The organism is Nocardia sp. NPDC058497, assembly GCF_042720195.1.
GTDB lineage: Bacteria > Actinomycetota > Actinomycetes > Mycobacteriales > Mycobacteriaceae > Nocardia.
Genome location: NZ_JBHXMY010000332.1, coordinates 1 through 6,764, shown reverse-complemented (window position 1 = coordinate 6,764; position 6,764 = coordinate 1). Strand labels below are relative to the sequence as shown.

General features: G+C 72.0%; 7 protein-coding genes. 4 read left to right on the top strand and 3 right to left on the bottom strand.

Annotation, left to right across the window (positions count from 1 at the left end):
• The first annotated feature begins 119 nt into the window (after positions 1-119).
• Positions 120-542, top strand: coding sequence for a serine hydrolase (locus tag ACFWPJ_RS20885; RefSeq protein ID WP_378853730.1), 423 nt, complete (start codon positions 120-122; stop codon positions 540-542).
• 3 nt (positions 543-545) lie between these two features.
• Here ACFWPJ_RS20885 and ilvA read toward each other — a convergent pair whose 3' ends face one another.
• Both ilvA and ACFWPJ_RS20875 read right to left on the bottom strand, forming a co-directional pair.
• Positions 546-1,898: a threonine ammonia-lyase IlvA gene (gene ilvA, locus ACFWPJ_RS20880; protein ID WP_378853728.1), complete on the bottom strand. Its 1,353-nt coding sequence runs from the start codon at positions 1,896-1,898 to the stop codon at positions 546-548.
• A gap of 96 nt (positions 1,899-1,994) precedes the next feature.
• Positions 1,995-2,429, bottom strand: a complete 435-nt coding sequence (locus ACFWPJ_RS20875; protein WP_378853726.1) for a nitroreductase family deazaflavin-dependent oxidoreductase — start codon at positions 2,427-2,429, stop codon at positions 1,995-1,997.
• A gap of 96 nt (positions 2,430-2,525) precedes the next feature.
• Here ACFWPJ_RS20875 and ACFWPJ_RS20870 point away from each other — a divergent pair, with 96 nt between their 5' ends.
• Positions 2,526-2,741, top strand: a complete 216-nt coding sequence (locus ACFWPJ_RS20870) for a hypothetical protein (protein ID WP_378853724.1) — start codon at positions 2,526-2,528, stop codon at positions 2,739-2,741.
• Here the strand turns inward: ACFWPJ_RS20870 and ACFWPJ_RS20865 are convergent.
• The gene (locus ACFWPJ_RS20865) at positions 2,730-5,672 is read right to left on the bottom strand and encodes an AAA family ATPase (protein ID WP_378853722.1); all 2,943 of its coding nucleotides are present in this window, start codon (positions 5,670-5,672) and stop codon (positions 2,730-2,732) included. The two genes, ACFWPJ_RS20870 and ACFWPJ_RS20865, sit on opposite strands and share 12 nt — an antisense overlap.
• A 158-nt stretch (positions 5,673-5,830) precedes the next feature.
• On the opposite strand from ACFWPJ_RS20865, the gene ACFWPJ_RS20860 reads away from it, so the two are divergent.
• Positions 5,831-6,187: a nuclear transport factor 2 family protein gene (locus ACFWPJ_RS20860; protein WP_378853720.1), complete on the top strand. Its 357-nt coding sequence runs from the start codon at positions 5,831-5,833 to the stop codon at positions 6,185-6,187.
• A gap of 29 nt (positions 6,188-6,216) precedes the next feature.
• Complete coding sequence (locus ACFWPJ_RS20855) at positions 6,217-6,639, top strand: hypothetical protein (RefSeq protein WP_378853718.1); 423 nt, start codon at positions 6,217-6,219, stop codon at positions 6,637-6,639.
• Positions 6,640-6,764 lie beyond the last annotated feature (125 nt).

Here is a 6,764-nt window from a genome sequence, read left to right as displayed (position 1 = left end):
TCCACGCCGCCCTCGACAGGCGAAGCCCCGCCCCGCGCGGTGCCGCCGCGGGGGGCGTTTTCTGCGTGGGCCCCCACAGATTTCCCGCGGGCTAGGCGCGGTCGATCCTCGACACCGAGATGCCCGCGGGCAACGGCGTGTGCACCGCGGCGGGCCTGGCCGCGATGTACGCGGCGCTGGCCGACGGCCATACCGTCGACGGTCGCCCGTTCCTGCAGCCGAGCACGCACGCGGCGATCCGCCGCGTGCAGACCTACCAGCTCGACCACGCCCTGTTCTATCTGCCGATGATGTGGCACCTCGGCTACCACTCCTTGCCGATGCCCGGCGCCAGGAACGGTTTCGGCCACGTCGGGCTCGGCGGTTCCTTCGGCTGGGTCGACCCGAGCTCGGGACTGTCGATCGCCTACGTGCACAACCGGCTCGACCAGGCACTGCTGCCCTACGACCAGCTGGCACTCGGCTGGCTGCTGCCACTGGCCGTCGCGGGGGCGAACGCCACCCGCAGCCGCGGGCCGAAGATCGACCGCGCGGCCGCCTAGCTCCTAGGTGAGGTAGCGATAGGCGGGCGAACCCGGTTCCAGGCGCTCGGCCTGGATCGGGGACTCCTCGATGCGATGCAGCAGCGATTCCAGATCGTCGGTGGCGCCGAGTTCGATGCCGACCAGCGCCGCCCCGGTCTCCCGGTTGTTGCGCTTGACGTACTCGAACATGGTGATGTCGTCGTCGGGGCCGAGGACGTCGTCGAGGAAGCGGCGCAGCGCACCGGGTTCCTGTGGGAAGTCGACGAGGAAGTAGTGCTTGAGTCCGCGGTGCACCAGCGAGCGTTCGATGATCTCGCCGTAGCGCGAGACGTCGTTGTTGCCGCCGGAGACCAGGACGACCACCGTGGTCCCTGGTTCGATGTCGACCTCCGCGAGCGCCGCCGTGGCCAGCGCGCCCGCGGGCTCGGCGATGATGCCCTCGTTCTGATACAGGTCGAGCATCGCGGTGCAGATGGCGCCTTCGTCGACGTGCATCATCCGGAAAGCCGCTGTGCCGGTGGGGGAATCGGTGGTGGTGAGCAGCGGGAGCGAGGCGTGCGAGACCACGCTTCCGCCGAACGCGGACACCGCCTGGTAGGGCAGGTCGCCGATGCGGCGCACGGCGGCACCGTCGACGAACGGGTCGATCTCGGGCAGCGTCACCGGACCGTGCGCCACCAGCGCCGCGGTCATCGAGGCCGCGCCCGTGGGTTCGACACCGAGCAGACCGGTCCGCGGCGCGCGTTCCCGAAGATAGGTGCCGATGCCGGCGAGGCAACCGCCACCACCGACCGGGACGATGACCAGGTCGGGCGCGGCGCCGAGCTGGTCGAGGAATTCGGCGGCGATGGTGCCCTGGCCCGCGGCGGTGCGCGGGTCGTCGAACGGCGGCACCATGGTCGCGCCGGTGCGGGCGACATCGGCGGCGGCGGCCGCGGCGGCCGCGTCGTAGGTCTCGCCGACGGCGATGAGCTCGACGAACTCGCCGCCGTGCACGCGGATGCGGTCGCGCTTCTGCTTCGGGGTGGTGGTCGGCACGTAGATCCGCCCGCGCACGCCCATCGCCTGGCAGGCGAAGGCAACGCCCTGCGCGTGGTTGCCCGCGCTGGCCGCGACGACACCCGCCGCGCGTTCGGCGGCGGTGAGCTGGACCATCAGGTTGTAGGCGCCGCGCAGCTTGTACGAGCGCACCGCGGTGAGGTCTTCGCGCTTGAGGTACACCTGCGCACCGGTGCTCGCCGACAGCCGCGCGGAGTACTGCAGCGGAGTCGGCTCGATGATGTCGGAAATTCGCTTGGCGGCGGCGTCGATCTCATCCGCGGTCAGCGGCGGACGGGTTACGGACACTTCGGCGACGTCAGCGATGGGGGACACCCGGTAAATGCTACCGAGCCGGGGACGGTGCACTGAGGGCGCGCCTCCGTGTCCTGCACCGAACCCGCCGGGCGACGGGTTCGGTGGGCGCGGACGCTAGCGCGGGGTGAGGACGAAGACCGGAATCTGGCGATCGGTCTTCTTCTGGTACTCGGCGTAGTCCGGCCACACCTCGACCGCACGCTCCCACCACTTCGCCTTCTCCTCGCCGAAGACCTCGCGGGCGGTGTAGTCCAAGGTGGCCGTGCCGTCGCGCAGCTCGACGTGCGGTTCGGCCGTGATGTTGAAGTACCAGACCGGGTGCTTCGGCGCCCCGCCCAGCGAGGCGACGACGGCGTACTCACCGTCGTGCTCGACGCGCATCAGCGGCGTCTTGCGCAGCTTGCCGGTCTTGGCGCCCTTGGTGGTGAGCAGGACGACGGGCTTGCCCTGCAGCGACGTGCCGGTGGCTCCGCCGGAGTTCTCGTAGGTCTCGGCCTGCTTGCGGGCCCAGTCCGAAGTGCTCGGTGCGTACTCTCCTGTCAGTGGCATGACCTGCACAACGATGGCTCGTCGTGTGATGTTCCCGACAAGCCCGTCCGCGAAAGTTCGGTAGCCCGAACTTCGACGTGCGTCTATCCTGTGTACATGGCAGTGGTCACCCCATCGGCAGCATCCGCGACGGTCGACATCGCGGGCAGTGCCTGGCCGGTCTACAAGCTCGAGGCGCTGGTCGCCGGGCTCGTCGTGGGCGCTCTGCTGCTGTTGATCCTCGGTTCGGCGCAGTCCGCCGTGCTGGCCGCGGCCGCCGTCGCCGCCCTGCGCTGGTCGGTCGGCGCCGTCCGCGCGCACTCACTGCGCTAGGTCGAGCTCGCTCAGCTCCCCGCGCGAGAGCACACCCAATTTCGGATACGCCTTGTACAGGTGATGCCCGACCGTGCGATGGCTCAGGACCAAGCGCGCGGCGATCTCCCGGTTCGACAGTCCTTGCGCGGCCAGCCGCACGATCTGTGACTCCTGTGGGGTGAGCACGCTGAGCGGGCCCGCGCTCGCCTTGGCGCCGGCACCCACCCCGAGCGCGGCCAGTTCGGTGCGGGTCCGGTCGGACCAGGGCGTCGCGTCGAGCCGGTCGAACAGCTCGAGTGCCTGTTCCAGCTGCCCGCGCGCGTCGACCTTGCGCTTGTCCCTGCGTAGCCATTCGCCGTAGAGCAGGCGGGTGCGGGCCTCGTCGAACGGACGGTTCCCGGCCAGCGCGGCCTGGAAATGCTGTTCGGCGTCCGGTCCGTCGGCCAGCAGCGCCCTGCCCCTGGCAGCCAGTGCCGCGATCCACTCCTGTCCCGCCCGTGCCGACCATGCCGTGAGCCTGGCCAGCGCCTCGGTCGCCTGGTCGGTGGCGCCGAGGCGCGTCGCGACCTCGATCTGATCGGCGAGACAGCGCAGCCCGCTGACATGATGCCGGGCCGGTTCGACCGTCATGTGCTCGAGCTCGGCCCTGGCCTGCTCGAGCCTGCCCCGGCCGAGGGCGAGCAGCGCCAGTGCCGCGTGCGCCCACGGCGCCCCGACCGACTGCGCTCCACCGAACTCCTCGGCCGCCGCGCGCTCGGCGTATGCGCGACAGGACTGCTCGTCGCCGCGCAGTGCGGCCAGATAGGCCAGGAACGCGGTGAGCTGACTGATCCACTGCGGCTGGCCGATGTCCTCGGCGATCCGCACCCCTTCCTCGGCGGCGGCCCGGCTCTCCCCGGGTCGTCCACCGAACAGCGCGGCCTCGGACCGGAAGAACAGCAGCGGCGCGAGCAAGGCGATGCGGCCCTGCTCGCGGCTCTCGCCGATGAGCTCGTCGGCCAGCTCGCCGACCTGGTCGTCCTGTCCTACGACCAGCCCGCTGCCGCACAACTGGACGAGGTCGGCGGGACTGTCGGCGCCGTTGGCGCGGGCGGCACCCGCCGCGTCCCGCAGGTCGACGGTGCGATGCCCGGACACCGACCCGGTCAGATACCGCACGATCGGGGTGGTGGGATCGTCTTCGTCCAGCCGCAGCGTGGCCGCCAGATCGGCGACCCCGTCAAGTTCGGCGGGTCCGAGATACCAGGCCGTGTGCACCGCTCGAATGAGGATGCGCGCCGCCCCTCGCGGATCGCTCGCTGCCGACCCGATCGCTGCAGCCATCAGCCGCCGATGTGCGGAACCCGGTTTGCCCGCGGCGAATTCAGCCTGCGCGCGTACCAGCGCGAGGCGCAGGTCGTACTCGCCGTCGGCGGACTGCGTGGCAGCCCGGCCGGTCAGCGCGGTCTCGGTGGCGAGGGCGCGCCTGCGCGTTCGGGCGTCGGTGTCGACGTTCGGCGCCCGGTCGCCCGAGTGCGTGGCGTGGTCGGCGAGTTCGGCCTCGGTGGCTCGCCTGCGTCGTCGGGCTTCGGTGTCGACGTTCAGCGCGGCGGCGTGGTCGGCGAGGTGGGCGGCCTGGTCGGTGAGTCCAGCCTCGGTGGCGAAGGCTCGCTTGCGCAGCCGGGCTTCCGTGTCGACGTTCAGCGCCGCGGCGCGGTCGGCGAGGTGGGCGGCCTGGTCGGTGAGCCCGGCCTCGGTGGCGGTCTCGGCGGCGAGGACGAGCCTGCGCAGCCGGGCTTCGGTGTCGACGCTCAGTGCCGCGGCGCGGTCGTAGGCGGCGACCGCGCCGTGGAATCCGTTGCGGCGCCTGGCCCGATCGGCGGTGTGCTCGAGCGCGGTCGCGGCTCGCTCGTCGGGACCCGTTGCGGCACAGGCGAGATGCCAAGCGCGCAGATCGGCCGTGTCGCTGCCGCCGCCGAGCGCGTCCGCGAGGGCTCGGTGGGCGGCGAGCCGGTCGGTGAGCGCGGAACCCTGGTACGCCGCGGCGCGGGACAGCGGGTGACGCCAAGTCAGGGTCTGTCCGTCGGTGTTGATCAGGCCGGCGTCCGCGGCCGGTTGCAGATCGGGCAGCGCCGCACCCAGTACCGCGGCGGCGCGCAGGACCGGCGCGAGGTCTCCGGCGCCCGATGCCGCGGCAACGAGCAGGATCGTCCGGGTGGCGGCCGGGAGCCTGGCGATCCGGCCGTGGAAAGCCAGCTGTAGTCGCTGCGTCAGTGGCAGCGGATTCAGGTCGTCCGTCGCGCCGGCCACCGACGGAAATTCCAGCAGGGCAAGCGGATTGCCGCCCGACTCCGCGAGCAACCGATACCGCGTCGCCGGCGTCAGCCGGGTCGGTCCGGCGTCGAGCAGCGCGGCCGCCGCATCGGCACGCAGCCCGGACAGCGCCAGTTCGGACAGGCCGGGCGCGGGAAAGTCCTCGGGGCCGGAGCGGGTGGCGAACAGCATGACCACGCCCTCGGCGTCGAGCCTGCGCGCGGCGAACAACAGCGTCTCCGCCGTCGCCCGGTCCAGCCAGTGCGCGTCGTCGATCAGGCACAGCAGCGGGCCCTCGGCGGCCTCCTCGGCCAGCAGTGTCAGCAGGGCGAGGCCGATCAGCATCCGGTCGGCGGGGGTGCTGTCGCCGAGACCGAACGCGGCCTCCATGGCGTCGCGCTGCCGCGGCGGCAACTGCCGCACCAGCTCCATCCCGGGCCGCACCAGCAGATGCAGTGCGGCGAAAGGCAATTCGGCCTCCGACTCGATGCCCGCGCTGCGCACCGTCGGAATCCCTTGCGCCGCAGCGTAATCCAGCAGCGCGGACTTGCCGATCCCGGCCTCGCCGCGCAGCACCAGTGCCCCGCTGCGCCCGGCCCGCGCCCCGGTCAGCAGCTCGTCGATGGTGGCCTGTTCGGCTTCGCGTCCGTGCAGCATGCGCACCACGGTATCGCCGTACCGGTACCGGCGGTAAGTACGCGGCGAGAAGTACCTATAGGCGACTGATTCGACGGACCCCCGGTGCGCCATAACGTAGGTGTCATCGCAGGAACAACCAGCGAAACACCAGCTCACAGCATATTTCGGAGGTCGAGATGAACACCGTCGTCGCGCAGTACCTGGAGGCATGGAACACCCGCGAACCCGGCGCCCGCCGCTCCGCGGTCACCCGCCTGTTCACCCCCGAGGCCCGCTATGTCGACCCGCTCGTCGCGGTCACCGGCCACGCCGAACTCGAGGCCGCCATCGCCGGCGTGCAGACCCAGTTCCCCGACTGGACCTTTCGCCTGGCGGGCCCGGTCGACGCCCACCACGACCAGGTGCGCTTCACCTGGGGCCTCGGCCCCGCCGACGGCGAGCCCGTGGTGATCGGCTTCGACGTCGCCGTCCTCGCCGACGGCCGCATCGACAGCGTCTACGGCTTCCTCGACCAGGTCCCCACCTCCGCCTGACCCACCCCTTCCGAACCAGGAGATCCGCCATGACCACCGCCGCCCCGTCCCGCCTGTCCACCCTGCTCGCTCCGGGGGAGCCGCTGCTGCGGCTGTCGCTGCGCCTCGACGCCGTCGTCACCACCGTGAACGGCCTCGCCTACCTCGCGCTGACGCAGCCGCTGGAACGGCTGCTCGGCCTCGATTCCCGGGCCGGTCTCGCCATCGGCGCCTTTCTCACCGCCTACGGCCTCGCGGTCGCCGTGGTCGGACGGAAGTCGCCCGTGCACCGGTCCGGTGCGGCGGCGGTCGCGATCGGCAACGCGACCTGGGTCGTCGCGAGTCTGCTCGCCCTGGTCACCGGTGTCCTCGGGTTGACCGTGGCCGGCGCGATCTGGGCGGTGATGCAGGCGATCACCGTCGGCGCCTTCGCCGCGCTGCAGTACCGGGGCCTGCGCGGCACCGGCCACTGACCACCCGAACACGGACCGGAAACGGGGGGGGCTGGCGACCGTGTACCGGCCCGGTGTTGGGCGGCGCGGGCGCGGAGCTAGTCGTGCGGGGTGTGCTCGGGGGCGCGGTACCGCGCCGCGCGCCG